The sequence below is a fragment of the Companilactobacillus formosensis genome, from assembly GCF_005405305.1.
Lineage (GTDB): Bacteria > Bacillota > Bacilli > Lactobacillales > Lactobacillaceae > Companilactobacillus > Companilactobacillus formosensis.
In genome coordinates this window covers 45,492-68,863 of sequence record NZ_BJDU01000003.1, presented here as the reverse complement: position 1 = coordinate 68,863, position 23,372 = coordinate 45,492, and the positions used below count along the sequence as shown (strand labels likewise).

At 35.6% G+C, this 23,372-nt stretch carries 41 protein-coding genes and 1 pseudogene; 5 read left to right on the top strand and 37 right to left on the bottom strand.

Annotated features, from left to right (window positions below):
* Window positions 1–14 precede the first annotated feature (14 nt).
* The 31 genes and pseudogenes from FFM65_RS12120 to FFM65_RS04270 form a co-directional block, all read right to left on the bottom strand.
* Window positions 15–182 carry a hypothetical protein gene (locus FFM65_RS12120; protein WP_162897916.1) on the bottom strand — a complete coding sequence of 56 codons (168 nt, stop codon included), beginning with the start codon at window positions 180–182 and terminating at the stop codon, window positions 15–17.
* Window positions 183–199: 17 nt separating this feature from the next.
* Complete coding sequence (locus tag FFM65_RS04395; RefSeq protein WP_119317839.1) at window positions 200–1,894, bottom strand: terminase large subunit; 1,695 nt, start codon at window positions 1,892–1,894, stop codon at window positions 200–202.
* A 12-nt stretch (window positions 1,895–1,906) separates the two neighbouring features.
* A complete protein-coding gene (locus FFM65_RS04390; protein ID WP_119317838.1) occupies window positions 1,907–2,362 on the bottom strand; it encodes a phage terminase small subunit P27 family in 456 nt (151 codons plus the stop codon).
* Between the two features lie 296 nt (window positions 2,363–2,658).
* Entirely contained in the window at window positions 2,659–3,138 is a 480-nt protein-coding gene (locus FFM65_RS12480; protein ID WP_245954233.1) for an ATP-binding protein, read from the bottom strand.
* Window positions 3,139–3,186: 48 nt separating this feature from the next.
* A pseudogene (locus tag FFM65_RS12475) lies at window positions 3,187–3,480 on the bottom strand (HNH endonuclease); the annotation flags it as partial.
* A gap of 616 nt (window positions 3,481–4,096) precedes the next feature.
* Window positions 4,097–4,405 (bottom strand): hypothetical protein, encoded by a 309-nt coding sequence (locus tag FFM65_RS04375; protein ID WP_119317835.1) that lies wholly within the window; start codon window positions 4,403–4,405, stop codon window positions 4,097–4,099.
* Between the two features lie 868 nt (window positions 4,406–5,273).
* On the bottom strand, window positions 5,274–5,711 hold the full coding sequence (locus FFM65_RS04370; protein WP_119317834.1) for a DUF722 domain-containing protein: 438 nt from the start codon (window positions 5,709–5,711) through the stop codon (window positions 5,274–5,276).
* Window positions 5,708–6,070, bottom strand: a complete 363-nt coding sequence (locus FFM65_RS04365) for a hypothetical protein (RefSeq protein WP_119317833.1) — start codon at window positions 6,068–6,070, stop codon at window positions 5,708–5,710. Before FFM65_RS04365 ends, FFM65_RS04370 begins: the two co-directional genes overlap by 4 nt.
* A gap of 17 nt (window positions 6,071–6,087) precedes the next feature.
* Window positions 6,088–6,483 (bottom strand): hypothetical protein, encoded by a 396-nt coding sequence (locus FFM65_RS04360; RefSeq protein ID WP_119317832.1) that lies wholly within the window; start codon window positions 6,481–6,483, stop codon window positions 6,088–6,090.
* A complete protein-coding gene (locus tag FFM65_RS12115; RefSeq protein ID WP_170176901.1) occupies window positions 6,480–6,638 on the bottom strand; it encodes a hypothetical protein in 159 nt (52 codons plus the stop codon). The genes FFM65_RS04360 and FFM65_RS12115 overlap by 4 nt, the downstream gene beginning before the upstream one ends.
* Window positions 6,639–6,887 (bottom strand): hypothetical protein, encoded by a 249-nt coding sequence (locus FFM65_RS04355; protein WP_119317831.1) that lies wholly within the window; start codon window positions 6,885–6,887, stop codon window positions 6,639–6,641. It lies immediately after the preceding gene.
* Between the two features lie 185 nt (window positions 6,888–7,072).
* Window positions 7,073–7,225: a hypothetical protein gene (locus FFM65_RS12110; protein WP_162897915.1), complete on the bottom strand. Its 153-nt coding sequence runs from the start codon at window positions 7,223–7,225 to the stop codon at window positions 7,073–7,075.
* Complete coding sequence (locus FFM65_RS04350) at window positions 7,222–7,581, bottom strand: hypothetical protein (protein ID WP_119317829.1); 360 nt, start codon at window positions 7,579–7,581, stop codon at window positions 7,222–7,224. Before FFM65_RS04350 ends, FFM65_RS12110 begins: the two co-directional genes overlap by 4 nt.
* Window positions 7,582–7,583: 2 nt before the next feature.
* Complete coding sequence (locus FFM65_RS04345) at window positions 7,584–7,772, bottom strand: hypothetical protein (protein WP_119317828.1); 189 nt, start codon at window positions 7,770–7,772, stop codon at window positions 7,584–7,586.
* A gap of 11 nt (window positions 7,773–7,783) precedes the next feature.
* On the bottom strand, window positions 7,784–8,128 hold the full coding sequence (locus FFM65_RS04340) for a hypothetical protein (protein WP_119317827.1): 345 nt from the start codon (window positions 8,126–8,128) through the stop codon (window positions 7,784–7,786).
* A gap of 3 nt (window positions 8,129–8,131) precedes the next feature.
* On the bottom strand, window positions 8,132–8,671 hold the full coding sequence (locus tag FFM65_RS04335; RefSeq protein ID WP_119317826.1) for a hypothetical protein: 540 nt from the start codon (window positions 8,669–8,671) through the stop codon (window positions 8,132–8,134).
* 2 nt (window positions 8,672–8,673) lie between these two features.
* Window positions 8,674–9,147 (bottom strand): hypothetical protein, encoded by a 474-nt coding sequence (locus FFM65_RS04330; protein WP_119317825.1) that lies wholly within the window; start codon window positions 9,145–9,147, stop codon window positions 8,674–8,676.
* Window positions 9,148–9,189: 42 nt separating this feature from the next.
* Window positions 9,190–9,414 (bottom strand): hypothetical protein, encoded by a 225-nt coding sequence (locus tag FFM65_RS04325; RefSeq protein ID WP_119317824.1) that lies wholly within the window; start codon window positions 9,412–9,414, stop codon window positions 9,190–9,192.
* Between the two features lie 2 nt (window positions 9,415–9,416).
* The gene (locus tag FFM65_RS04320) at window positions 9,417–9,896 is read right to left on the bottom strand and encodes a hypothetical protein (protein ID WP_119317823.1); all 480 of its coding nucleotides are present in this window, start codon (window positions 9,894–9,896) and stop codon (window positions 9,417–9,419) included.
* Between the two features lie 17 nt (window positions 9,897–9,913).
* Window positions 9,914–10,051, bottom strand: coding sequence for a hypothetical protein (locus FFM65_RS12105; protein WP_162897914.1), 138 nt, complete (start codon window positions 10,049–10,051; stop codon window positions 9,914–9,916).
* 40 nt (window positions 10,052–10,091) lie between these two features.
* The gene (locus FFM65_RS12100; protein WP_162256535.1) at window positions 10,092–10,244 is read right to left on the bottom strand and encodes a hypothetical protein; all 153 of its coding nucleotides are present in this window, start codon (window positions 10,242–10,244) and stop codon (window positions 10,092–10,094) included.
* 203 nt (window positions 10,245–10,447) lie between these two features.
* A complete protein-coding gene (locus tag FFM65_RS04315; protein ID WP_119317821.1) occupies window positions 10,448–10,774 on the bottom strand; it encodes a helix-turn-helix domain-containing protein in 327 nt (108 codons plus the stop codon).
* Window positions 10,775–10,795: 21 nt separating this feature from the next.
* Window positions 10,796–11,143 (bottom strand): VRR-NUC domain-containing protein, encoded by a 348-nt coding sequence (locus FFM65_RS04310; protein ID WP_484014269.1) that lies wholly within the window; start codon window positions 11,141–11,143, stop codon window positions 10,796–10,798.
* Window positions 11,144–11,399: 256 nt separating this feature from the next.
* Window positions 11,400–12,668 (bottom strand): virulence-associated E family protein, encoded by a 1,269-nt coding sequence (locus tag FFM65_RS04305; protein ID WP_119317819.1) that lies wholly within the window; start codon window positions 12,666–12,668, stop codon window positions 11,400–11,402.
* Window positions 12,665–13,456, bottom strand: a complete 792-nt coding sequence (locus tag FFM65_RS04300) for a bifunctional DNA primase/polymerase (RefSeq protein WP_119317818.1) — start codon at window positions 13,454–13,456, stop codon at window positions 12,665–12,667. Before FFM65_RS04300 ends, FFM65_RS04305 begins: the two co-directional genes overlap by 4 nt.
* A 21-nt stretch (window positions 13,457–13,477) precedes the next feature.
* A complete protein-coding gene (locus tag FFM65_RS04295; protein ID WP_119317817.1) occupies window positions 13,478–13,996 on the bottom strand; it encodes a DUF669 domain-containing protein in 519 nt (172 codons plus the stop codon).
* Window positions 13,997–15,340: a DEAD/DEAH box helicase gene (locus FFM65_RS04290; protein ID WP_119317816.1), complete on the bottom strand. Its 1,344-nt coding sequence runs from the start codon at window positions 15,338–15,340 to the stop codon at window positions 13,997–13,999. It abuts the gene before it with no gap.
* A complete protein-coding gene (locus FFM65_RS04285) occupies window positions 15,337–16,014 on the bottom strand; it encodes an AAA family ATPase (RefSeq protein WP_174795669.1) in 678 nt (225 codons plus the stop codon). Before FFM65_RS04285 ends, FFM65_RS04290 begins: the two co-directional genes overlap by 4 nt.
* A 15-nt stretch (window positions 16,015–16,029) precedes the next feature.
* Complete coding sequence (locus FFM65_RS04280; RefSeq protein ID WP_119317814.1) at window positions 16,030–16,509, bottom strand: siphovirus Gp157 family protein; 480 nt, start codon at window positions 16,507–16,509, stop codon at window positions 16,030–16,032.
* 239 nt (window positions 16,510–16,748) lie between these two features.
* A complete protein-coding gene (locus FFM65_RS04275; protein WP_119317812.1) occupies window positions 16,749–17,006 on the bottom strand; it encodes a hypothetical protein in 258 nt (85 codons plus the stop codon).
* Window positions 16,993–17,244 (bottom strand): hypothetical protein, encoded by a 252-nt coding sequence (locus FFM65_RS04270; RefSeq protein WP_119317811.1) that lies wholly within the window; start codon window positions 17,242–17,244, stop codon window positions 16,993–16,995. Before FFM65_RS04270 ends, FFM65_RS04275 begins: the two co-directional genes overlap by 14 nt.
* A gap of 151 nt (window positions 17,245–17,395) precedes the next feature.
* On the opposite strand from FFM65_RS04270, the gene FFM65_RS04265 reads away from it, so the two are divergent.
* On the top strand, window positions 17,396–17,953 hold the full coding sequence (locus FFM65_RS04265) for a hypothetical protein (RefSeq protein WP_119317810.1): 558 nt from the start codon (window positions 17,396–17,398) through the stop codon (window positions 17,951–17,953).
* Between the two features lie 100 nt (window positions 17,954–18,053).
* Here FFM65_RS04265 and FFM65_RS12095 read toward each other — a convergent pair whose 3' ends face one another.
* From FFM65_RS12095 to FFM65_RS04250, 5 genes are read right to left on the bottom strand one after another with little or no spacing between them, the layout of a single operon-like run.
* Complete coding sequence (locus FFM65_RS12095; RefSeq protein WP_162897912.1) at window positions 18,054–18,224, bottom strand: hypothetical protein; 171 nt, start codon at window positions 18,222–18,224, stop codon at window positions 18,054–18,056.
* 11 nt (window positions 18,225–18,235) lie between these two features.
* Window positions 18,236–18,361, bottom strand: coding sequence for a hypothetical protein (locus FFM65_RS12290; protein WP_255311482.1), 126 nt, complete (start codon window positions 18,359–18,361; stop codon window positions 18,236–18,238).
* Window positions 18,362–18,388: 27 nt separating this feature from the next.
* Window positions 18,389–18,625, bottom strand: coding sequence for a hypothetical protein (locus FFM65_RS04260; protein ID WP_119317809.1), 237 nt, complete (start codon window positions 18,623–18,625; stop codon window positions 18,389–18,391).
* A complete protein-coding gene (locus FFM65_RS04255; RefSeq protein ID WP_119317808.1) occupies window positions 18,625–19,389 on the bottom strand; it encodes a Rha family transcriptional regulator in 765 nt (254 codons plus the stop codon). Before FFM65_RS04255 ends, FFM65_RS04260 begins: the two co-directional genes overlap by 1 nt.
* An 18-nt stretch (window positions 19,390–19,407) precedes the next feature.
* Window positions 19,408–19,611, bottom strand: a complete 204-nt coding sequence (locus FFM65_RS04250) for a helix-turn-helix domain-containing protein (protein WP_054642070.1) — start codon at window positions 19,609–19,611, stop codon at window positions 19,408–19,410.
* A gap of 257 nt (window positions 19,612–19,868) precedes the next feature.
* Here FFM65_RS04250 and FFM65_RS04245 point away from each other — a divergent pair, with 257 nt between their 5' ends.
* The 4 genes from FFM65_RS04245 to FFM65_RS04230 all read left to right on the top strand — a co-directional run bounded on the left by FFM65_RS04245 (window position 19,869) and on the right by FFM65_RS04230 (window position 22,633).
* Window positions 19,869–20,204, top strand: coding sequence for a helix-turn-helix domain-containing protein (locus tag FFM65_RS04245; protein WP_119317807.1), 336 nt, complete (start codon window positions 19,869–19,871; stop codon window positions 20,202–20,204).
* A gap of 3 nt (window positions 20,205–20,207) precedes the next feature.
* Complete coding sequence (locus FFM65_RS04240) at window positions 20,208–20,606, top strand: M48 family metalloprotease (protein ID WP_119317806.1); 399 nt, start codon at window positions 20,208–20,210, stop codon at window positions 20,604–20,606.
* A 62-nt stretch (window positions 20,607–20,668) separates the two neighbouring features.
* Entirely contained in the window at window positions 20,669–21,349 is a 681-nt protein-coding gene (locus FFM65_RS04235) for a hypothetical protein (RefSeq protein WP_119317805.1), read from the top strand.
* A 120-nt stretch (window positions 21,350–21,469) separates the two neighbouring features.
* Entirely contained in the window at window positions 21,470–22,633 is a 1,164-nt protein-coding gene (locus FFM65_RS04230; protein WP_119317804.1) for a site-specific integrase, read from the top strand.
* 150 nt (window positions 22,634–22,783) lie between these two features.
* Here the strand turns inward: FFM65_RS04230 and FFM65_RS04225 are convergent, their stop codons facing one another.
* Window positions 22,784–23,341, bottom strand: a complete 558-nt coding sequence (locus FFM65_RS04225) for a TetR/AcrR family transcriptional regulator (protein ID WP_119317803.1) — start codon at window positions 23,339–23,341, stop codon at window positions 22,784–22,786.
* Window positions 23,342–23,372: the final 31 nt, after the last annotated feature.

The window sequence follows — 23,372 nt, the reverse complement described above, 5'->3', positions numbered from 1 at the left end:
TATTCACCTCCCTTCTAGTCAGATTTAATTATTAAAAATGCTAGGATAATCAATGAAATTCCTGTTGCAATCAACCCAGCTGGTAAACTAACGAAATACCAGCCAATCGAGAACACAAAAAAACCGCAAATCAATAAAATTTGTGGCAAGTTCAAAGCTATCCATTTAAATATATTTTTCATTTTCATCTCCTAAAATCCTAAAATCCAAAATCAGCACTCATAACATAATCATCAGTTAAGTAATTATCTATATTTTCAGTGAAGCAGATTGCATAAGGATTGAGAGCCGCATCAATCGGATCAATCTTATTTGAATATTTATTCTTGTCAATACGAACACCGTTGTTATCAGTCATTACCACAGCATTAGTAGCAGCAGTAGTAAGAATTGCATTCTTAGAATGCTTAATCTTGCCAGAAATAATATCATCTCTAAATTGTTTAGTTGGTGCTGATAATGTCATGGTCCCTTGTCTAATTGAAACTTGTTCCCATTCTGGATGATTTTTTTCAATTTTTGCCATCAACGGTCCATATTGGTAAGGGTCGAAGTAAATACCCTGGACATCTAAATCATTTCTAGCTATGAAATTCTCTAGCCATTCGTAAACTCTATCCTGGTCAATTACTCCTGACTCAAGCTTAGTAATCTCACAATATCCAAGTTCTTCAAACTTTCGATAGTCCATTCTATCTCGTTTGATTTTGGCATCTAATCCATATTTAGTTCCAACAAAATCGTAATTATCCAGGTACCAAATACCATCGATAGGAACCAACCAATCAACCGCAAATAAATCAGAACTCTTACCAACATCAATACCAATCCAGGCACGTTTACCTGTTATGTCTGGCATGTCTACTTCAGCATTTTTCCACGCTTCAATATCGATAAATGAATTCTCTTCTGCTTGACGCCACATATTAAAATTCTTAACTAATACGGCGTTTTTTTCGCCAGTTTGCTTTGCAACTTCCCAACGTTTAGCCAGATACTTATTCAATTTCTTTTGCAATCCTTTAACCTCAAGTAATGGATTAGATTTAATCCACATGTTTGGATTCTCAATTTCTTCAATCGATTCTTGCTCAGCGATGAAAGCAAAATACTGATCATCAGTAATTTTATTTTTAAGAATCTCTTTAGCTCGTGGATATTCCACAGTGAACATGGGTGCATTCATATTAAAATTGGCTGTTGAAATAATAACAATTAAAGGATTATCAAGTTGACCTTGACCAGATTCGAGTAGTTCCATCATTTCATTTGTCTTGCTTGCTCCGTATTCATCCAGGACTCCAAGTTGTGGTTCAAATCCATCAATTGCTCCAGTATCACGAGAGAGAGGACGAACATAAGAATCGTCATCCAAGTTAATAAGTAACTCGCGAATTTTCTTGGTTGACTTCTTAACATCTGGGTATCTAGCACGCAACTGGTCTAATTGCTTACGAGCCATTTCAAATGCAATCTTAGCTTGTTCCTTGTCATTAGCGGTACAAAATATCTGTCTGGAACGTTCTGGATTCTTACCAAATAGAAATTCATACAGGATAATCCCAGCAATTAATAGGGTTTTACCCTGTTTTCTTGCCATTGAAACAAACACCTTGTGATAGCGACGTAATCCATGATTATCTTTTCTAACCCAGCCATATATGTTTTCAATAATAAATTTCTGGAAACCGGCTAGTTTATGAGTGCCACCTTTAGGGTCTGGCAACATCTCGATAAATTTAACTGCTTTATTGGCAAGTTCTTGGTCAAACTCATATGGAAAGTCAGGGTCTTTAGTACGTTTCAAGTCATTTTCGTGACGTTTTACGGCGTTTAAAACCGATTTACATGTGAGTATGTCACCATTTAAAACCTTGTTAATATAATCTTGAATGCTACCACCTCCTTAAAAGCCTAATTTATCGGCAAGTGTTTTAGGCTTGTCTTCTTTCTTAGGTACATTCATACGCATTCTTGAATCCACAGTGAGCCCTATTTCACTAGCAGCAGAGCGAATATTCTTAGAAACTTTGTCCAATGTGTTTAAAACTTTCATACGATCGTCTAAATCTGCAATCATTTCAAGCCGCTTACTCAAGTCCACAAATTGCGAATACCAAAAACAATATTGTTCAACCATTGCCCTATCGACTGCTCTTACAGGCAAGTTTTTAAGGTCTGGTATAATTCGTTTCCACTCCGCTTTTGCAACTCCAGAGAGTCTATTAGGAGGTGAATTTTGCAGTAACTTGTAGCCATCACTAGCAAGTATTTCAGCATTGAATTTTGCCTCTTGTTGCTGCTTGGTTAAGTTAGCTTCAGACTGTTCCAAAACCTTATATTTACGACCTTTGCCCACCATATCACCACCTCCAATCTCAATCGCCACTTTTGTATATTATTTCTTATAATATTGGGTACTATTCTCCACTTTGGGCCTTTTAATTAATAGAATTTGGGACGCAAAAAAGAGGACGTGCGTTCAAGAAGCAGGGAGAATCTACGCCCCCGTTGACTTTGAGGGGGGTATGTCCAGAAAAATGTCCTCACCTATCCGGTCAGAATCTCAAGCCTCATAGATATTTTTTTCTGGTTCGAAACAAAAAGAAAAAAATAAAACTAAATTTAATTTATTAAATTAAAAGAAAATAATTTTATTTAATTTGTTTTTACTTTTTTAATTTCTAAATCTAATTCATCAATCAATCTATCAACATCATTCATGATCTTATATGAATCAGTTGTATCTCTATGTAGTCTATGTAGTCTACTGATACACTCATCCTTCGTAGTATCTAACATCAACCAATCAACATCATTAGATGATAGTAATGTAGTCAACCTTTCATCAGGCTTGGTCATGATCAACCAAACATTATTGAAAGTCTTTTCTGCTTTAATCTTTCGTAATATCGTCTCATATATAATCTGAACATAATCGTTCACATCTATGTTGTGCTTATGAATCGTTCGGCTGTTAGCTTCAACATCATTTGTGTTCAAGACGTTAAGCATTGAACCATCTAACGATGATGTAAGTAAATCATAATCATACACAAGATCATGTGATGTCATATGTCTAGCAACATAGGTAGACTTACCACTAGCTGGGTAGCCTATCACTACATGTATCTTCATAGCTCTATCACGTCCTTTGTGTTTCTTTATCCATTCACGTTTAGTCTTTAAGTTGTGACATCTTTGGCACAATGTCTCTAAGTTATCTATGTTAAGTCTGTCTTCCCAATCATCTTCCGATGGAACGATATGATCCACAATATTGCCAGACAATCCACATCGCACACAGGTTGAGTAGTCACGTGTCAGTACCTGTTGCCTGGTGTGTAGCCATGCTGTGGTCTTATAAAAGGACACGTACTCTTTATTCTCGTGGTTGCGTTTCTTGTTGTATGCTTTGTCCGTTTCAACTCGGGTCTGGTAATCAATAGGAACAAGTTGCCGTTTTCCATTGATGACCATTAATTTCTTTGGTTTTGGCATTATAAATCACCGTGTAGATAGAAGAATAACCATGCTAATAAGCTAAAGACAATAAGTATTAGGACTGGTCCCCACAGTGGAACGAACACAAGTAACCATGGCCATTGAATTAGATTGAATATCTTAGCCACGACAAAGATGAGAGTGAGAATGGATAGAAACCCTAAGCCTGTTTTAGTTGTATTGCTATCGTTGTTATTCATTACTTATCCTCCAAAATAAAAAGCCGATAGATATTATCTATCAGCTAATAATAAAGTGTGGATAGGAATCCAACCTATCGACGTGCACGCCATTTGCATTCACACTAACTTGGAAAGTCCCACGAGCCGTTGCCTCGCACCTTTCTATAACTTTCCACACCACCAACGATTATAGCGTGTCCAGGGTTCGAACCTGAACGCAAGAGATATGATCTCTTAGCTTCCCAACCATTCACGCTGCCAGAGTGAGGGAGACAACCTCACTTCGATTAGTATTAAACTTTTATTTCATACACTGTGGAAATACTTCCACAATAGCTAGGCATGGAATCGAACCAGCTTTCTTAGCTAGTGAGTAGTTGTAAGAAGTATGAGCTATTGTTATTCAATCGTTAGCCCTCCACTTTATATTTAAGGTTGTTATGTTCCACCATCTGAAACCACCCAGCTAATTCTTCGAAGTCAATTAGCTTTTGAGATTCAGACATAAATAGTTCCATACCTGTTATCTCTCTGCCAAATCCATCCATCGTATCTAATTGGTTAACTGATTTAACATAGATTGGACAACTATCATCTGGGTAAATAATATGTTTACTTTTGTCAATGTGATTGATACTAACTGATTGACTTAGCTTTCTTAAATAGCCATTAAAGCCACTGAAATTACTAACGATCACCAGCTTGCATTGTTTAACCATGCTCTCTCCTCCAAAATAAAAAGACCAGTAACAATTGACTGATCTAAAATTAATACGTGGATATTCGGAATCGAACCGGATTGCTAAGTCTTAGAAACAAGTTGGTATTCAAAAAAAGGAATGTCTACAATTATTATGTAATGATCCAAAGGGAGAATTTTTTGCTTAGCAGTAGCCATGCATCCACATAGCACATGACCAGCTTTATCATCACTGGTCACTGAGGGTTAAAACAGCTGTTTAACGTCCGCCAAGACGATTGTTATCTGTTGTGGACCTTGGTTGAATGGGTTGTCCTTCCCATGTTTGCTCCTTTTGTGTATCGGTAGAGTAACCGCGTGTATCTATAGTCAGGCATGGAGTCGAACCATGCAGCATCATTATATTTAGCGTTACCCGTTGCGCCACTGACTACCAGTTATCAAAAATGATATTTGTTGTTTTTTAAAAGGGAATAGACACCCTTTAGTTTAGGCTGTTTTCCGCCAGCCAATTGGATGAGATGGAATCGAACCACCGACGTAGAATCACTACCTTAGATACACTAGTTTCTACTACTATTACCGCTCTAGTCACCATCCAACCTTTTATTGTTTCAGAGGATTGTGTATGTACGAGAGTGGTCTAACTCTCGTATACAGGTATCGAGATTTGAACTCGAAAGCTATTCAGAACATGATAATTGATTACATTACTTAGATTCTATTAGCTTAGCCAGATTGCCTGCACCATAAACATGTTTTCCGCGCACGTTTATGTCGTCGTTAATTTATGAGGTAAGAAAGCTAACTTCCTGCTAACTTTCTATACTACTAATTTAACTCTTAAAGTACCGTCAAAAAGCTCACGTTTAGCTCAATTTAAAGCATTAAGGTTCAAACATGCCTAGCTTTTCAGATAGTTCAATTAAAAATCTAGTTCTCAAACGTTTAGCGGTTGCTATCGACACGTTAACTTTTTGATTAATCGACAATCCACTGATCGTATACGTCGGATGTTTCTTGAAATACAATTCTCTGATTATAGTTCTGGTGTCCTCATCAGTTTCTAAGTAGCAGTCAGTCACTGCCTTCTTCTGATTCTCTAGCATTCTTAAACGCATATCTTGGTCTAACGTGATAACGTACGTTTCTTGTGGACGTGATATCTTAGATGACTTCCCACCACCTACATTCTCATCGTCTTCATGAGGCTGGCAAGCAAGCTCACGTTTTCTATCTAAGATATAGCCATCAACGCTAGGATAGTCTCTAAGAATGCTTTCACATCTACTTCGTATATCTGGTCTTAATTTAATAATGCTCACTCTCCCTCAAAATAGACATTACATTTATCTGGATCATAATCGATTCTTTCAATATTAATTATGCTAAAAATAATACTTTCTTTATTGGTTTCAACTTCAACAATTCCAGATTGCTTATAAATAGTGATTGATGGTGAATCTTCTTTACTAAATATAGCTTTGTCTGTCGTGGTTAGAATGAATAATGCTGGTTTAATTACAGCTACCGACGATAGCTTTGCCTCGTCTCGGCTAGGAATTCTACCGAGATTTTTTTCGGAGGTTTTCACATTATGTTTTTTATTATCAAAAGCATTTAATAAAAGAACCGTTGCAATTCCTCCAAGTGCTCCAATCAAAATTGATGATATTAAACTCATTCATCGTCACCGTCCTTCTATTTAATAAACGATTTAATCAAATAATAATTTGGCGCTACGGCGTGTTGAATTGCTTGTTGTATATCGAGAAGTGCGGCTACAAATACAATCAGTACGCTAACCATAGTTACAATTGCTAAAACCGTTGCCGCTATGCCAATGAGACTTATGTCTGGATCGCTCCAATTGTCATGTTCAAAGAATATTGATTCCTTTTTATTATTAACCGCATGAGTTACGGTCTTAACGATAAGGTAAACAGCTAATACACAAATTACCATTGCTAATAAATCGTAAATAGCACCTGCAATATTTTGCCTAACGTATTCAGTAACCAGTTCTTGATATCCTTTTGGAATCTGCTTTTGCAAAACTTTTGATAGTTGAGCTATTTCATTCGATAGATTATTCATTCAATCACCTTCAATGGAAAATCCAATCTCTCGGCTTGGACATCATTCCTGTATATTTCATTGTTCTTAACTTTAATGTAATGATTAACCGCTTCGTAAGAATCAAACTCTTTAATTTCTTCTGATCCGTTGGGAGCTACTATATTAAACTTCATTCAATCGTCTCCTAAATTACGTCCGCACACTGGGCAATAATGAATTTCAAAAAAGCCTTCGTCGTCGCCGCCTACCGATAGGTAGTATTTTCCTTCGTATAAAACACCATTTTCTGCATCAACTTCTTCATGCGTTGTTGTACATTCTAGTAAATTGGCTCCACTCCATCGATTGTTAAACCCTAATGTTGATTCATAATCATCGTTATAATCCTTTATTTTAAAGTCACAATATTTACATTCTTTCATTCAATTTCCTCCCACATTCAGGACATTCATCGCACTTAATAATCGTTCCAATTCTTTCAGAGTAATGAGGCATTATGCCCCAGTAATCAAATATAGTAAGCGGTGGCATCAGTCTATCGCCGTTCTTTAAAGTTAAATAGGGAGCGTGGCAATATCTACACGTTTGCTGTTTTAACTGTTTAATGCTAAGCATGGTAATCCTCCAAAATCAGCATTAATAAGATCAATGTTAAGAATCCGAATTTTACCGTATCAGTTAAAGAATTACCGACTACAAGCATAAATAAATCAATAAAGAACATTGCTACTAAGATGAATCCCATTACTTTTGATTTCATTCTTCAACCTCATAACCGTATCGAATAGCATCGATACATTTTGAAATTCTATCTAAATCCTCTATTGAATTACTTTCTACAAGCCAGCCTTTTAGACTTGATTCGGATTCGTCATAGACGCTAGAATCTACAGTTAATAAAGCATTAAAAGATATAGCAAGAGTTTTTCTAGTGTTTGTTCCAACATGTGATTCAATTACATCTTTATACCATTCATCAAACACTTTAGGCATTACTGGTTTTGCATCCAATTCGTTCTCAATATCATCTAATATGTAGTGCTTAGCGTAGCCTGTATCAGTGTCTGGTACGCTTGCTAATTCTTGAGTTAGTTCAATAATTCTTGATTTATTCATGATTAGCCCTCCACAAAAGTTACAATCTTAAATTGCGTTTCTTCTGGATATCTGTATTTAATAGTTTTAATGGACTCCATAGCACTATCGTAATTGTCAAATACACATAACCTCGATTTAACTTTAGTTACTTTTCTTCTCATTGGTTGCCAGCCCCGACCGGCGTTGAAAGCTGCCAAATATAGTTTCATGGTCAGTCCTCCTAGTAAAATTCCCAGTGCCATTTTTGATTAACAGATAATTTCAAAAATTCTAAAAACTCTTTGAAGCTACCTTGTTTAAGTTCAATTTGTTTGAACTCTTCATATAGTTTCTTTAAATCAGCTTGCATAATTTTTTCATCACAATCTGAGTGTGAAAAGAATCTCGTTAAAAAGTCTTTTTCTTTTGTGCAATATAGTTGTATAGAAAATGGATTGTCACCCTCTCTATACTCGTAGCCCACTAATGGGGCAATCTCTTCACGCATATCTTTAAAATCTAAATATCCAATTTTAAAGTGATCAAATTCTTTACCATATTTAACGGCTGCTATTGTTAATCCCATGTTCTAGTCCTTCAATTCTTCAACAGGAACTTTTTCAAGAAACTCTAAGTATTTCGGATTGATGTCTTCTACTTCTGATTTAGTGAATTGTTTTTTAGTATAGAAATCTTGCTCTTTTCCACTGACAAAATAGGCGTCATCGGCAAGCTCGTAACTTAAATAGCTATCTTCATCGCTATTGACAAAATGCACATACCACTTTTCAACTGGAAATTTAGCATCGTCATTGAAATAATCTACAACATCATTAACAAACTGATTTTCTTGATCCATGTGAGCTCCACCACTAATACTTCTAGCTTTCTTGCACAAATTTGGATAAAATTCATATCCGCTGAATAAGTCATAAAACATCTTGAGCATCGATGATTTTGGTTCTTTTTTATATTCTTCTAATTCCCTACGTTCCTCATCAGTCCAGCCTTTAATAATTCGTCTATCGTCTGCCATGTCATTCAATTCCTTTGCTAGTCGTTTTATTTTTCTTTCTAAAATTGAAGAATTAATATCAATCTTCACCATCACATCTCTGATATCATCCATAATTAACTCCTCACTCTGATCAATTGATATTTTTCAGCGTGTGCATACTTTCTATAAGTCGATAGTTGACAATATCTAATTTGTCTCTCAGTTTTGCCGGTCTTATTAGCAATCTGCTTAATAGTGCCTTTAGCAATCAATTTATCTCCACGATAATAGCGATATTGAAACCTATGTTGTCTGTGTGCTAACCACAGTTCATCATCTAGTAATCCACTTGAGCATAGTTGTGAGAAAGTATTAACGTTAACGCCCACTAATTTTGCAATTTTATATTTTGGCTCGTTTAAAGTATCTAGTAGATGTTGAGCTTGTTTCATCTTCGCTTTATTCTTGGCAATCTCTGGTTGCTTAGATTCCGCTGGGTACATACGATGTATGTATTCAAGTCTTGGATCGTTAGCAGCTTCCTTACTTGCAACCGAGCCATAATCTCGTTCAATAGCTTGAACCATTTTTATTACTGAATTAGTCATTTTTTTCCTCCGCAAACTTGAAATCATTTATGGTAAAACATTTTATAAACGGCACAATTTAAATCTTGTAGCAATTTCATCATCCTCTAAAATTGAAAGTATTATTTCGTTCTTTGTAGCCTCGCTAAGTTCACTATCAGCATCCCTGAACTCTTTAGGCATACTTGGAAATCTTCTTCTAACGTACATAATGGCTCTAGTAATCGAATGGCATTCATCTCTGAATACCGCTTCTAAATGAGATTTATAAATTTGTTCATAATTCATAATCAATCCCCCGTCTTCATTATTTTGCTATATTCTCTCGACAATGATTTCATCATGCTTTCTACGATTTGAGCCTGTTGAGAAAATGAAACCTGCTTGAATTTTGGTAATCTAACAGTCATATATTCATTTTTACTTTTATCATCATCGATAACTATGACACCAACGCCACATGCTTTCAAAATATGGAATTTATCATCATCTTGAATCTGATCGAGTAAAGTTGGTGTAACGACAATGTAATTGTAATTTCCCCAAAAGCTTAAATTAGCGGTGCTATGAAAATCAGATTTAGAAACTTTAATTTCATAACATCTAATCGTATTAGTATTATCAATCGTGACAAAATCAACTCTATCTTTATTCTGCTGATAACCCAATGCTCGCAACGTAACTTCAAAACATCCATAAACAGATATCTTTTCTAAAACGTTGTGTCTGTATAGAACTTGTTTGATATACTTAGTCATTTTTGTTTCCATATTTTTCTCCTCACAAGTCAGTTTGCATATTCATTAAGAATATTCTCAATATCATACGTTGCTTCCAGAGCATCTTGATAACGCTCCTCGTCATCATCAAAGACTGAATGATCTTCAAAATATTCAATGATTGCTTCTCTTTGCTCATTATTCATTACGCAATCACCGTCACATGATTAGATTTAATTTCATCATCTAATTAAAATCGCTAAGATTTAACCTTCCTAATCTAATCATTTCTAATTTTGCCAAGTGTTCTTGATTAGCCTTGTCAATAAGTTCAACGTCCTCATCGCTAATGTGTAAAGCATCAGCAATTTCAACACACGGATACTTATTGCAACGCATTTCATACACGGCACAATTTAAATCTGTTAGCAAGTTCGTCCTCCCACAGAATCGATTGAATTATTCTGTTCTTGGCTTGATTATCAAGCTCTTTGTTGGCATTCTGAAATTCTCTTGGCATATTATAAAAGCGTTTTTGAATATACATGATCGTTCTAACAATGTCGTGGCATTCATCACTGAATACCGATCTTACATACAGCTTATAGATTTTTTCGTAGTTCATTGTTTGACTCCTTGACCGCTTTCCACTTTGTATCGTCTAAAATTCCCATCTCAATGTTCCGTATTAACTTTCCGGGGCTAATTCCAAACATCTCACAAATTTTTTTCTTCTGTATTTGTTTATCCAGCAATTCTTGGATTCTTAGAATATCATTTTCTGATAAATTTCTCTTTTGTTTATCGGGATGATTTATGTACCACTCATGTATTTTTTTCAATCTAGTGTCATTTTCGGGCCAAAGTGTATAGTCCGTTCCATAATCATTTTCGATTGATTGAACCATCTTCAATATTGAATCAGTCATTTTCTTGTTCCTCCACAATCATTATGATTTATATCCATACCCCACCAACTCCTCATCAATTATTTTTAAAGCATCTTCTGGGCTTCGTGCTATCCCGTGAATAATTCCATGATTAGCTAACATGTAATGAAATTGAATCTGATCATCACGAGCACGTCCAGTACGTTTTTTGACTTCTATATAAAATATTTTTCCGTTACTATGTTTGAATCCATACAAATCCGGATGGCCTTTAGGCAATCCTGTGTCAAACCATCTTCCGTCTGACATTCTTACCATTCCTACGTTTGTTCGGAAAATGGTGCAATTATGCTTACTTACCTCAATCATTATTCGTGATTGGACATCGTGTTCTGATTGTTCTTCGATAAAATCACTCCTTAAGTGGACCACTAAGGACCACTAAGGTGGTCCAGGGTAATCCCTTGTGGCTCTAAGGCTTAACCCTCGTAGACCACTGGACCACTAGGTTTCAAACTTTTGGCATGTGTCCCTCCGCCACCCTTAAATAATTAACACACTATAAAAGTTTTAGTAAAAATACGTGGTCTAGTGGTCCTTTAGGGGTCAAAGCACTGGTATGATAGGCTTTCAAGTGGACCACGTACGTGGTCCTTTAGTGGTCCTAGTGGTCCACTTTTACGTATCCGCGTCGCTTTATTCCCTTAATTGTCTTTCTTTTGTACTCCCAACCTTCTTTGTTATCCATGACATATTTGATTTTTTTTGCCATTTTAGGGTTGGTTGCGAGATTTTTTATGTCCAAAGCCTGATCAGCAATATCGAAACTAGTAATGAACTGAACGTTCGCGTTTTCCAAGAACTTATCAATTTGTTCTTCAAACGGTTCGATATAAACAAACTGTTCTCGATGCTCATCAAGCATTTTTTCTTCTGCTGCTGATAAATTAAAACTGAATCCATCACGGAATAAGTCCATTGCTTCACCCCAAACTTGATCAACCTCGTTCTGATCTAAGTATTCTACCGGATGAAGCATTTGCTTGGACTTATCAACAAGGTTTGGCAAAAACCTACGCGAACCTGTTTTATCCTTCAAGTATTGAACCTGATTGGTGGTACGTGCTAAAACAAAATTCTTATACTCGTTAGTGGTATTACGTCCGTAGGCTTTACGAAACTCAAGCTTTTCAGCACTGGCAAACTTCTTTAAATCCTCAAAACTACTTCTCGCTGTAGCAGTCATTTCATCATCATTAACAATCCACGCTCTCAGCATATTTACGTAAGAATCTTTATCTTTAAAATCTGAAAACTGATCTGTATACCAGCCGTTAGCTAACTTTTTAAGTAAGGTTGTTTTACCAGCACCTTGCCCACCAGCTAAATCTAAAACATAATCAAATTTAGCTTTAGGATTAAAAACCTTTGTCACGGCTCCAACTAAAAATAACTTAGTTTGGAGGGTGGTCACGTCCGACTTTTCAACTCCTAAAAACGTTGGTAAAAAATCTGCGAGACGTGGTTTCTTATCCCACTTTGAATAGCAATCTTCCAAATAATCTTTCATAGGGTTATAGCTATGGCTGCGTGCTTCATTTATTACTGCCATTTCAGTTAAATTTTTAGGAAATAGAACCTCAAATTTACTTTCCATGTACCACATTAAAGCTGGTGTATAATCGTCCTTCATCTGACCCTTTTCAATATTTAATTGTTTAACGTCTTTTTGAATTTCGATTTCATGAGTAAATTCATTGAAGGCGAATGTGCCTTTAAGCATTGGATCACGTTCAAGAATTAAACCGACATTTTTCAAGCTGTTTGCTTTAGGCTTACTGTACTGATTAAGCAGGAATGGATAAGGGAATGATGTTACCTTTTCTTCTTCTTGAACCTTTTGGAGTTTCTTAACCTTTTCTTCAACACTCAAACATTTGCCCCCCTTCTTCTGAGTTCCTTATTTAAAATCGACTCAAACGTTCTATTAAATTCTTTATCTGGTAAAGGCTCATCTGTATTCTCATTAGCTTGCATTGCCAATTGATAAGTAACACTAGCATCAACGTTTCTGAACAGCAAACCACCCACAAAACTAGTTAAATCGTTATTTCTGCTACCCTTTGAGCCAAAACCATTTACGATAGTTTCAAACAAATCAGTAGTTAGTGTCTTCTTGCCATTCAAATTTATTTTTGACGGATCGTAGTTTGAATTGTTATCTCTTTGGTTAATAAGCTGAATCAGCTCTCTACTGGCCGTAACGATAGGATTATGATTTTCCCACTCATAGAACTTTGAATTTCGTTCTGATGGTGCTACTACTACATAATTGTTAGGGTGGGCTTTTACATCAACGCCTGGTAACCAGCCAATATTTTGCCTAACGCAGATATCATCACGTTTTAAATAAAATAACTGTCTTCCACCACCAGCAGTCTTTTGAGAAAGCGTTGGAACTAATAAATCTTTATGACTAAACTCATCAATAGATTTAAACCCATCAGCACCACCATCGTGTTCATCTATATCAATCACAAAGAAATTAATTGTTCTTAATGCTAGTTGTGCATCTGGATATCTACTCCAAATGTGTTTAATTTCTTCTTGAGAAAGAGGAGGTTGGTTGGCAAACTTTATAAGCGGTTGTTTATTGTGCATTGGCAAAACGCTCATACCTTTTTTTGCATAAGCTAAGGCATAATTGACTAAATTAGTCATCTCAAATCACCTCACAAACAATTAAAATGGAAGGTCTGATTCTTTAACGTCAACTGGCTTAGATTGGTTAGGATCCATAGGATAGTCAGTTTTATAGTAATCCCAAAATGCAACTTCGTTACTCTTCTTGCCGTTGTACTCATTGATTCCTACTTTGATTTTCACTGCTTTACCACCTACTAACGTATCAAGGCTCTTAGCTGTGTTTTCAAATGGTGTTCCTTCTGGATATCCAGCAGCTTTCAATAGATTTAGACAAGATTCCGGTTGCAACATATACTCCTTATCATGATTTTTACCGTTACTAAACCAAATATCGCCCCAAATATAACGTCTGTGTTGTTTACCATTAGTTTTTGGAAGAGCCTGGTCTAAATCATCACGAATCTGCATATGAACTTGAATTTTTTCTTTACCGCTTGGTGTAGGTTGTCCTTCAATCACATCTACGATTTTTGCCTCGTAATAACCGGCTGGCATTGGCTCGTTGCTGTTATTGTTTGATTCTGTCATTTTTGAATAGTTTGTTGTAAATCGCATTTAAATTATTCCTTTCAATTTGGCTTGGTAGTAAGTCCAGCCATTCTTGTAATTTTTAGCTTTTTGGTAAGCCTTGAGTTCAGCCATTGTTTTTAATTCTGATGGCTTCTTAGTCAAAATATAATTAGTTGTGAAGCTGTCTGACTTTTTAATTTCTTTCAGTTCAACATCTTTTTTTACTTCTACTTCTTGTTCCTTGATTTCACACTTAGCACCGCAATATGGACAAACTTTTAAACCGGCCTTGAACACTCCAAAACATTTATCGCATTGATGAATAGAAATTGAATCTGTATTAGTTTTCTTCTTTGATTTCCTGACACCTTGCAATTGCCATTTATGTTCTGAATCAGGTAGTCCAAAACGTTCATAGTTAGCAACATGATCAATAATTATCGCCTGTTTTTTTGGCTTATATCTCATACAGCGCATTGATTGTTGAATAAATAGTGATAACGACTCGGTAGGTCTTAACATGATCACTGTTTGACAGTCAGGAACATCTACTCCCTCGCCATAAAGTTCAGCATTAACCAGTATTTTTACCTTACCCGTCTTGAAGTCACTCATAGCCTGTTCTCGAAGGTTCTTAGGGGTTTTTCCGTCAACTTGCAAGGAACTATAGCCTGCTTTATTGAACTCATCAGAAACCTTTTTGCTTGATTCAACGTTGTACGTGTAAACAATCGTTTTAGTGTTGTTTGCAATACGTTTGTACTCTTTAATAACATCCCCATAAATAATATTTTTTGAAGCATCGTTCATTGAACTAGAACTAAAATCACCTGTAGAATTATGCTTCAACTTCTTATTATCAATGAGGGTCACAGAATAATATTTGTAGGGTGCTAAAAAGTTATTGTCTATTAGCCATTCAATACTTGGACCAATGATTAAATCATCAAATACTTTTGATAGTCCTTGTCCGGATAATCTAATAGGTGTAGCTGTGAATCCCACAACGTTAGCTTGCTTAAAATAATCAAATATTCGAGTGTATGATTTAGCTAGTGCATGGTGGCATTCGTCAACAAGTATCAACTGCGGTTTGTCTAATTTTTCCAGTCTTCTCGTTACCGTTTGGACCATACCCACATAGCAGAGTTTCATATTCACTCCATACGCTTTGAACGTACTTTTAACTTGTTCAACAATCTCACGCCTGTGAACGATGAATAGAACGCTATTTTGCTTATCAGTTGCACCTTTGGCAATGGCTGCCATCGTTACCGTCTTACCTGAACCAGCTGGGGATTGAACCACTACATTGTGATTACCGTGAACTAAGGAATTCTTTAAGTCATTGATCAGTTTGTTTTGATAGTTTCTAAGAATGAATGTCATTCGGCATCTGTGGGCTTAGTTCCCCACTTAAATAGGTCTTCGATTGCACAAGCTTTTCTATCATCTAATCGATTCTTGGCATAAATCCCATCGTTACCTTCTAGGATTACTCCACGCTTGCCAGTATCAGGATTGACCATCACACGACCAACTACATCAGTTAATCCCATGAAAGTATCTCTAACTGAATCTCTCAGCTGTGGACTATATTGGTCAAATGTTTGACCAGTCATGGAAGTGAAATCATTTTGAGTTTCCCAAGCGGTAACCAGAATATTAATAGGTAACTTGTAAAATGAATCGATTACACGAATGAAGAAATTTGTCCATCCTGAGTAATCTTGTAATTCGTTTCTAATACCGCTTTTTGAGTTTCGACCTTGTTCAATGAACCAAGCTTTTTCCAAAGCTGATACGTTATCCAAAATCAAGTTGTTGAATCCCGTTAATTCCTTAGGTAGTTCTGTTACTAATCTTGCTAGTTCTTTAGTTGGAATCGATTTATCAAATGTTTCTGCTTCGATATTATCTAAACCGCCCAGGACTTTTTCAGAATTATCAAACGGGACAATGATTGATTTGCCTGTTAAATATTTAGCTGCTGATGTCTTACCTGTTCCGGGTTTTCCATAAATTGCGACTCGAAATTTATCCGTTTTAGAAACATCTTTCATTGAATGTAATGTCACTTATCTAAACCTTACCGATGACCCAGTTACTAGCTCAGCTCCTGGGACTTCGGTTCCTTTCTTCAATAATTCTTTGATTCTGGTCGTATCTGGAACGATATTAGTCTTAGTTAGATAAGCTGGAATCTGGCTCTCATCAGGAATCTTAAGAGCTGGTGGATTATTTTGAATATAAATAGTAAATTCAGGAGTTTTAATCTTTTCTGTTCCAGTCAATTCCATTGTGTTTTGCAAGCTTTGCTTTAAGTTCTTACGATTGTTAGCGATAGTCTTAGCACGTGCCGAAAATCGTTTAGCTTCTTCTTTAAGAGCTTTCTCATCTTTTGCTAACTCTTTATCGACTTTTGCATATCCGACTGCTTTGTCTTCGATTGCATCTGTGATACTGTCCATCGTGTCACTGAATAGTTGTGGGTCTGTTTCTTCCGCAAGCTCAGCTAACTGTAGATACTTGCCTGTTAGATCATATAAAGTTGCCATTAAACTCATTCCCCTCTCGTGGTATAATTTAACTAATAACTAGTTAATGTATGCGCCTCTGCTGATTGCCGTCAACAGGGCGTTTTTCTTTTGCTCTAAATCTTGAGCAGCCGATATGTACTTGTGCCTATTGTGTTCAGACATACACCACCTAAATACCAATTGCCTATTTCGGTAGTGAATCGATGCCATGATTATCTGATTCACTCGTTCACTGATTGTCACTCTCTCACCTCCCTTCAAGCGTAGTAATGGTCAAACGCTTCTCTAACATTCTTTTCGGCTCTAGCCTTATCAATCATCAAATCATCTCGATGATGCTTTAAACGCTCGATGTGATAGGTTATTGATTCATTCTCAATCCCTTGGACATTTTCCACATACTTCTTGGCTTCGTATGCTTCAATCTGCTCTGACTTACGTCCAATTTCCTCGCCGATTCGAACGAACTCATCTAAAGCATTCTCAATCGCTAACACGTCTTTATTGATATTCATGGTTAGCCTCCTGGAACGCTTTAATTAGCTTGCTTTCAATGTCATCATTCTCAGATTTATAACGGCTGTTCGTGACTTGCAGTCTTAAAATACAATTGCTGTATGCCTCCTCATCGTCTCGACTCTCAGCATTTGCCTGGAGTTGTCTTTGTTCATCGATTAAGGTTTCAGTGTATTCAATAGTTCTATTTATCTTTTTGTGTTCGGATAGTAATTCACTAAACTCTTTATAATTCACGTGGTTCATCTCCTGTTAATTTATCGTCCACATAAGTGTCATATGGTTCAGTATCACCGATTGGATTGTAGTCATCATCTGTTTTAATTCGAATATTGTTATTCATATGTTTGCTCCTTTGATATAATTTTTGACGGAAAGAGGTGAAAAAATGGATTTCACAATATCTTGGGATACCATCATCGGGGTACTTGCATTACTTGTAGCTATTGGTTCATACATTTATACTTGGCGGTTTAATCACTACGCAATTGACCTTATAAACCTAAAAGTTGATCAGATTTGTGAACACAACAATATATCATTTGAAATAGTGAATATATCTACCAAGCCAATAAAAATCACAGATATTACCTTATTTGATAATGCTGGCAAAAAAATTGTAGATAATGGTTTCAGCCCTAAACAGTTTAGAAAATATCAGAATTCACTAAATGCAAAAAAATGGGAAATGGAACATGCTAAGGATTTTATCCCCGGACTAAACCCTTATACATCGCCGATAAACAATATGAATTTATCCAATAGTTTAAACAATGATGAAAGTTGTCCATTCGACGAATCTACGTACTTGAAATCTGACGACTCAGAATATTTTTCATATTTTGTCGACACTTTTCCTAGTACAATTAAGGTAACAACAAAGCAACATATTAATTATTTTTCAAAATTCAAATCATTTTCTACTAATTTTAATAAGAGCAATTAGCGTTAATATATTGATTATTAATATTAGTAAAAATAAAGTTCCATCAATATTCATAAGACACCTCCTCTGATATAATTTTTCTTCACAGCTATTGAAACCGCTAAAGCAAGTCATTTGCCACCTGACTATTCTTCAGAACAATAACCGTATAGCTATCTGGTAAATCTAGCTTAGTTCCATACTTACTAACCAGTTCATAGGGCTGGTATCTTCCACAATTCAATAAAGTTATCTCATCACCACATGAGATGGCTTTTTTTAATGCACTCATAACATCCCTCCTTACATATAGAAATCTGTATACTTCTTTAACCAGTTTTTTAATCCACCAGTCTTAGTAAGCTGGTAAGTCACGAACCAGACTAAGATTGGTAACCATATAATCATTGGTACTGGAATACTTCTCATAAAATTTATACTCCCACGCTTGTTTTTTTATAATGATTTAATATATTCGTCAATTTCGTTCGGATCATAAAGTTTTATTGTGCCTACCGTATGAAATGGTAATCCTGGCAAGACTTCTCTAATTGTGCTATCAGCCATATTTAAATAGCCTGGTAAGTCTTTAGTTCTTAGCCATTTACGTGATACAACTTGAACGACGATTTTCTTTAGCTCGCTAAATTGTTCATCGTTTAGCCCTGGCTGTCTTGTTTGTGTGGATTCCATTAGTATTCGTTCTCCCAAACTTTATTTTTAATAGCGAAGTCTTTAACTACAGACATATAGATTTCTTTTAAACGTTTATCGTTTTCAATTACATCAAGCTTGTTGGCCTTATCTCGCTTACTCTTTGAAGCACCCTCTAATGCCATATTCTTACGTAAATTAGTAAGTCTAGTCTTCAAGTTAGATCCAGCACGTCTATCCGTTTCAGCGTAGGCATCACTAGCAACTTCTTTGTAAGCTCCATAACCACCTTGAGCTAAAGCAATCTTTCTAATAATTGATTGAGATGTCTTACGCCAATCGGTTGTGTTCAATGAAACAATTTCAGCGATATTATCAACTTTATGATTAAGTTTCTTATTCTCTAACTCTTGATTGGCCACTGATTTAAAGATTTGATTGAACATTTTAAGTTCTGGGCTTAATTCCTCTGTGTCAATTTGGTGTTGCTTATGTTCATTTTCAAGCTGATTAAAAGCTTCAATGTATTTGAGTTTGAATGTATCTGCTTTAGAGCCTGTGAATCCCATAGCGATGAAAGTAAAACCATCTCTATTCATGTAGTACATTTTTTGATTTCTTCCACGAGTATCTTGATAAGTTCCTTCGCAAAACATCTTTTTGTAATCGGCCGAATTTTCGGCTGATTGAATTTTGTTATCAATCGCTTCTAAAACATGCTTGTGACTCTTTTCGAAATTCTCTGCAACTTGTAAGCTACTTGTCACTGCCTGTTGATCTTTCATAATTACTAAATCGTTCATTATTTCTTGCCTTCTTTTTTATAGATTTAAAACTCGTGCAACTTGTTCACGTAACTCACGTGACTTAGGTGTCATGTCACCTTTAATAGCTCTATTCAACTGTTGTGGATTAGCATGAATCAATTCAGCTAACTCTTTTTGAGTCATATCTCGATTAAGCAATGCAATCTTAATTGATCGTTCAATGTCATGTGCTACCTTTGCGAATTGTTGTTCTGGCATGTAATCAACCCCTTTACTGTTATTTTTTCATCAAGTTATTGACCTTAATTAGCACAGGTGCTAATATGAAGACATACTAAATAAGCAATGAAAGACCTACTACTACCACAATTCTCGCCAAAGCATTGTATCGGTGGTCGTGTGTTTTTGTTGCTCAATTACTTGATGAATTAATTATTACGCATAAATGCTAATTTTGCAAGTACATTTACGCATTTGTGCTAATTAAATTCGTCAAACTTATGGAGAACATTGTTATGACAACGTTTGAACGAATTAAAAAAGTTTCAAAAGAACAGGGGTATTCCCTAACAAAACTAAATGACAAAGCTGGCTTAGGCACAAATTCCATATATCATTGGAAAACTAAGACGCCTAGTACTGAAAGCCTATCTAAGGTAGCTAATGTTTTACACGTATCTGTGGATTACCTTTTGGGAAAGACTGATGATCCAAGTACTAGTTCTAAGTCTAAAAAAGTAGACATTAAAGATGCTATGCAAGACGACTACACCATCATGAGTTATGGTGGTAGAGAAATACCACCAGAAGAATTAGAAATGATTAGACGTATCTTAGATGGGGGAAAATAATGTATGAGCGATGTTACAACTTATTTATTGAATTACGCACTAGATCATCACATAGGATTTGAATTTCTAAACGGTCTAGATTCAGACTGGCCCTCCGTGGCTATTCCAGAACGTAACATGATGTTTATTAATACGAATTGGTACAAGCAAGAGGAACTACCAATGGTGGTGGCTCATGAGATTGGTCATATGCTTAATGGTGATTCTTGCTATACGTATGACAAGTCTAGTGTGGGAAAAATTAATGCTGAAAGTGCTGCTAATAAAGTAGCCATAGATTTACTACTACAGTATTGCCGTGATAATGATATTCACTTTAATAGTTATATTATGTTCATTCAACAATTCTGTATACCTCTTCAATACGAGTATGTTGTTAGAAATAAAATGGCTGCTGTTTAATTTCTATCCCTTTTCTTCTGATATACTGAATTTATAAAATATGTTTTTATGGGGGAAATATTATGAGCAGCGATTTTGAAAAAACTGTCGTAACTAATGACAACTTGCCTAAACTTCTTTCAGAATGGACTCGGTATTTAAAAGATAGTGAGCCTGAGTCACTATTTGATGGCATGTCTAATAATGATATTAAAGAACAAACTTTTGGAGAAAAGGTGTATCAACTAGACAGTTTAGGATTCGTTACAATGGGGTTAATTCCGAATGTTAAGGATAACAAACTTTTTCTAACAAGCAACTTTAACAATGGAACTAATATTGATTTTGGATATGTGGACATGGATGAAGATGTAAAAAGCACGTTAGACCAAAAATATAATTTGACATTGATTCCACAAGGGGGCAAATATAAGCAAGTTATCACTGATGAAGACGGCACTCAAAGTGTAAAGCAATTTTTTGAACCTGTCTCATTAAAGCTCAGATTTACGGCTCATTTAAAAAATGAAAGAAAAACAACCGCTAAACAAGAAAATAACCAAACTATTACCCCACAAGAAATGCAAAGACGTGTGGCCAACGGAAAAAAAGAAGCTGATAACGATCAAGCTCTCGGAGGTTGTCTAGGAATGGTTGGACTTATAGGTGGTTTTGCCTTCTTTGTTTCTGGACATCCAATTATAGGAATTGCTTTCTTTTTAATTCTATTTGCTGGATCTATATATTCACTAATGCCACATTAATAATCATCGAAAATAAACTAAGTCTCACGCTAGGCTTATTTATTTTTACCAAAATTAAGGAGGTGATGCCTGTTTAAACTCTAAAATTTATGCTCCCACGCTAAATTTGGAGGATTAAAAATGGCAACAATTACAAAATATAAAATCAAATCAGGTAAAGAATTGTGGAGATGTGTCTACCCTAGTAGCATTGACCCATTAACTAAGAAAGTAAAACGTACTACTAAGCGTGGTTTCAGGACTAAAGCTGAATGTCAAAAGTTCTTAAATGCTAAGTTGTCCGAGATTGATAATCACGGATATTCAACTGATAACGATTTAACTTATAAGAATGTTTATGGTTACTTTCTTGATTCGTACAAGAACACGGTTAAGGAAAGCACGTTAAATCGTGTTAAGCACCACATCATACCCGCATTAGGAAAGTTCAAGGTAAAAAAAATAACCGCTCCTATGTGCCAGAAAGCGGTTAATAAGTGGTCTTCAAAGTTCTCATCGTTTAAGATGATTAAATACTACGCAAGCATGGTTTTTAAAGAAGCTATTCGATTAAGAATCATCTTTGAGAATCCAATGGATTTAATTATCATGCCAAGAAAGAAAACTAAGGTTAGTAATAAGCCTTTAAACTTTTGGACTAAAGAAGAAACAACTAAATTCTTTGACCAACTTTATAAGACATATTCTGATCATAACCAGAAAGCTATTGCAGCATTTCGAGTGCTATTCTTCACGGGTATGCGTAAAGGCGAATTACTAGCCTTACAGATTTCTGATGTTGACTTTAAGAATAAGACTTTATCAATCAATAAGTCCGTCAGTCGTGGAATCGACAATACACCAATCATTGACACGCCAAAAACTAAAACTTCAATTAGAACCATTGGACTTGATGAGCAAACTTTGAAGATTCTTAAATCTTGGATTTCATTTCTAAGAAAAGGCATGCTTGCTCGTGGATATAATATCGATACTGAACCTAACCAGCTATTATTTCCCAACACAGAAAATAAATTACTTAGCTTAACTAAAATCAACAAATGGCTACAGTTCATTATCGATGAATACAATAAAACTCATAAAGATGAGTTGAAACGTATTAACGTCCACGGAATCAGACATACAGCATGCTCGCTCATGCTTGAATCTGGATCAAGTATCAAGGCTGTTCAACTTCAACTTGGACATTCTGATACATCTCAGATAATGAAAGTCTATTGGCACATCTCTACTAAAACACAATTAGATACGGTTAACAACCTAGCTAAATTCGTTAATTTTTAAAGTGTGTCACGAGTGTGTCACGGATATATTTTAGTAGGCTGTAGCCCTTGTACCTATTGCTATTAAGGCATTTTGACCATTGAGGGTATAGTCCTCGTAGTTCGCTTCGTATAAAAATCCTTAAGCTGTTAGTCAATTGACTAATGGCTTTTATTTTGCCGTCAAACTAGTAATACCATTCAGAAACAGCTCTTTAAAAAAGTTGTATAATTCTTCGACTGTCATCTCTGGATGCTTGGTCCAATAAGCAATCAGACCTACTAAAGCAGACGAAATGTATTGTATCAATAGTTCTTTTTGACGCTGATCTAAACCATTGAACTCATTAGAATCTTCAATTACTTTAAGACCTTTCTGTGCCAAATAAGCGATAAAACGTTCATGAAAACGAGGATCCCCAAAGTCCCCCAATAAGAGACTTATCACTTTTTTGTTTTCATACACTAATTTAAAAATTTTTAGAATTCTATCATCCCTGTCAAATTCATGTATATCAATCTGATAAGTATCTTTTTTGGCTTGATCCAAGCGAATAAAGATATCATCCTCGATTGCTTGTAAAATTTGATATTTATCTCTGTATTTTTCAAAAATAATCTTACGCGCAATTTGACTCTTATCGGCAATCTCAAAAATTGTGATTTCTGCAATTGGTTCATGCTCTAGCAATTCTAATAAGGCCGCTTGAATTTTTAAATCTTGCTCCATAAAAACTCCCCCACACTCGGTCCTAATTTAA